The 3,039-nt window shown below is 73.5% G+C and carries 3 protein-coding genes; 1 reads left to right on the forward strand and 2 read right to left on the reverse strand.

The window, feature by feature from the left end; all coding sequences use genetic code 11:
- Positions 1 to 60: 60 nt before the first annotated feature.
- Together ACFWPI_RS39330 and ACFWPI_RS39335 are read right to left on the reverse strand one after the other, a co-directional pair.
- Positions 61 to 1,422 carry a M64 family metallopeptidase gene (locus ACFWPI_RS39330; RefSeq protein WP_380381044.1) on the reverse strand — a complete coding sequence of 454 codons (1,362 nt, stop codon included), beginning with the start codon at positions 1,420 to 1,422 and terminating at the stop codon, positions 61 to 63.
- 102 nt (positions 1,423 to 1,524) lie between these two features.
- Positions 1,525 to 2,226 carry a hypothetical protein gene (locus ACFWPI_RS39335; RefSeq protein ID WP_380381046.1) on the reverse strand — a complete coding sequence of 234 codons (702 nt, stop codon included), beginning with the start codon at positions 2,224 to 2,226 and terminating at the stop codon, positions 1,525 to 1,527.
- A 426-nt stretch (positions 2,227 to 2,652) separates the two neighbouring features.
- On the opposite strand from ACFWPI_RS39335, the gene ACFWPI_RS39340 reads away from it, so the two are divergent.
- On the forward strand, positions 2,653 to 2,994 hold the full coding sequence (locus ACFWPI_RS39340; protein ID WP_063345830.1) for a hypothetical protein: 342 nt from the start codon (positions 2,653 to 2,655) through the stop codon (positions 2,992 to 2,994).
- Positions 2,995 to 3,039 lie beyond the last annotated feature (45 nt).

Below are 3,039 nucleotides of genomic sequence, written 5' to 3' on the forward strand. Positions count from 1 at the left end.
GCATCACGCTGCCGGGCCCGGGGCCGTCGCCGTGCCGGCCGGCGCGCCGCGTCGACGCGCTTAGAACGTCACCAGCCAGGACAGGCTCCCGGTCAAGTGCTCGCGCAGCGCCGGGTCGGCCACCGCCGGGGTGGGGTCGGTGGCGACGGCCGTCAGCAGGTGCGGCCGGGAGCGGGGGCCGCCCGGGCGGAGGGCGGCGAGGTCGGGGGCGGTGCGCCCGCGCTGCCCGGGCAGCTCGCGTCCGTCCAGGAACCAGCGCAGCCGGGTGCCCGGGACGGGCAGGTCGACGGTGAGGCGGCTGGCGGAGGTGAGCCAGGTGTCGGTGGAGACGGGACTCGTCAGCGGGGTGGCGTGGCGGTAGAAGCCGGCGATCATCGCCTCCCGTCCGGGCAGGTTGAACTCCCGCCCGAGCGAGCGCATGATCGAGTTCTCGGTCGGCCGGTACAGCCCCGTCGGGTAGTAGCCGCCGCCCTCGTACGCGCCGACCGTCCCGCCGTCGGGGGACGTCCGGCCGAGCCAGCGGGACCACTTGGTGCCCTGGGCGCGCATCCGGTCGGCGGTCAGCGTACTGATGTTGGCCTCGGCCGGCTCCGCGCCCTGGTAGGTGCCCTGGCCGTCGTACGCGTACTCGTCGGCGAGCTTGCCCAGCGAGTGCCCGGTCTCGTGCACCGCGATCTGCCCGGACTTCGCGTTGCCGCCCGCCACGGTGGCGATGCCCTCGTAGCCGAGCGAGGACTTCACGTCGTTGTAGCCCGCGCCGCCGTACTTGGTGCTGTTGGCCACCACGATCACCAGGTCCGCCTGCGGGGCCTTGGCCGCGTAGCGCTCGACCGCCTTCTCGTCCACGCAGAGCAGCCGCTCCACCCCGTCGCACCAGAAGTACGAGCCCAGCGCGGTGTGCCGGACGGTCGTCTGGTCCGGATCCCCGGAGACGCCCGACTCGGGCGAAACAGCCGACACCGCCCAGACGTTGAACAGGTTGCGGTAGGTGGCGTACGGCTCGACGGCGGTGATCTCGCGCCACTTCTCGGCCGCGTCGCTGCGGAACTTCTCCTGTTCCTGCGCCGCGTAGCCGTCCCCGATGACCACCACGTCGAGCTTGGCGGCCGGATCGCCGTTGCGCACCAGCGCGGTGACGTCGCCGTCGTCCTGCATCGGGGCCACGCCCTGGATGCGGGGGCCGGCCGTGTACGGGGAGCCGCCGGGGACGAGGGCCCGGGATATGCCGCCGTCCTCGCCGAACACCTCGACCGGGTGCCGGCCGTCCGCCGGAGCGGCTGTGGGGGCGGCGCCCGTCGTGGTTCCGGGCGGGGCTGCGGGTGCGGCGAGCGCGGGGGCGCCGCCGAGGAGGGCCGCGGCCAGGGCGGCGGTGAGGAGGGTTGCGGCGGTTCTGGTCCTGCGGCTCCTGGTACTGCTGGGCATGGGTGGCCTCCCCGGTGGTGGCGTGAGCGGGAGGTGGCAGCCTATTTCCCATGTTGAGAACCTGACAACCTGTGAGGGGCATTCCGGATCCGCTCCGGGCCGCTACTCCACGGACATCCCGCTGATGACGGAGACCGCGAGCAGCCAGGCCAGGACGGCCAGGGTCACGGTCACGGGCAGCGGCCAGTCCATCAGGAGGAGCATGGCGGCACCCACCAGCGTGGTGACCGCCACGGGTACGGACATCCCGGCCGGGATCCACCAGGAGCGCACGTTCGGCCCGAGCAGGCCGCCCGCGATCAGGGCCGTGCCCGCGCCGACCAGCAGCGCCAGCTTCAGGACGGCCAGCCACAGGGTGTGCGGATTGCGGGCCCGGTGCCCCTGGTAGTCGACCTCGACCACCTGGCCCCTCCAGACCGTCAGGTTCACGACCGTGCCGGTCCGCACGTCGTCGTAGAACGCCTCCCCGACGTCGTAGGCGCCGGTCGGAGCCTTCTCGCGGGCCACGGTCAGGGTGTACGAGGTCGAGTCGCCGTCCCGCTCCATCGCCCTCTTCGTCACCCGCCCGCTCTCCCGCAGCGTGCAGTCCACCCCGGGCCCGATCGCCGGAGCGCCGCAGACCGGGGCGCCGCGATACGCCCACCCCTCGTGGTACGCGGCGACGAACCGTGCGAACCCGAGGCCGACCGCGGACAGGCCGAGCAGCAGGAGCAGGGCCTGCGCCACGACCCGCAGCGTCAGCGCGGTGGCCCGCCCGCGCGGCCGGGCGTCCTGCGGGCCCGGCGGCTTGCCGAACAGCGTCATCGGACTCCCCCTCGTCTGGACGTCGGTCGCCATGCGGGCCGACGCCCCGGCACGCCGTGGGCGGCGCCGGGGGCGGCACGGACTTGGATGATGCCAGGGGCAGGGATAGCGCGGGAGGAACCCGCCACTGCTGTAACGGACTTGTGCCATGCCGGGGGTGCGGGCGGTGCGCCGGTGCCCGCGTGTTTTCGGCCGTTCCGGGCGCGGGCGGACCACCTCGGCCGCCCCATCGGCGGTGCCCCGTCGCAGGAATTCGTGATCGACGGGCCAAGAGGCCTGACCAGGCCGGGGTGGACGCATTTTCCGCCGTCATATGCTCGCGGATCCGACCGCTCCCTAAAGTCACCGCAGACAGAGCGCCGGGCTGCTCTCCGAGCCGCCGCCCGGCGTCCCCACGCGCACCACCGACCCCGAGGACGGACAGCTGTGAACAACCGGACCAGGAACAGGATCGCGGGCGGCCTCGCGGCGTTCGCCACGGCCACGGCGCTGGGCCTCGCCGCGGCCCCGGCAGCACAGGCGCAGACCGCCTCCCCGGACGCGCTGCAGAGCATCAACTGCAGCACCGGCACGTTCGGGAGCGACGGCACCCAGCAGTACTTCAACATCTCCTGCTCGGGCACCGGAACCACCAAGTGGTGGGTCAACGTGAGCTGTTCCGACGGCTCCACCCGCACCGTGGGCCCGTACACCACCTTCCTGAACGTGCGCGTCTACTGCCCGCCGAACACCACCGCCCTGAGCGGCTGGGTGAGCTACACCCCCTGAACCCGGTGGCGCCGGCGGCCCGGCACACCCCCCGTGGGTGTGCCG

The organism is Kitasatospora sp. NPDC058492 (assembly GCF_042720685.1).
In the GTDB taxonomy this organism is placed as follows: domain Bacteria; phylum Actinomycetota; class Actinomycetes; order Streptomycetales; family Streptomycetaceae; genus Kitasatospora.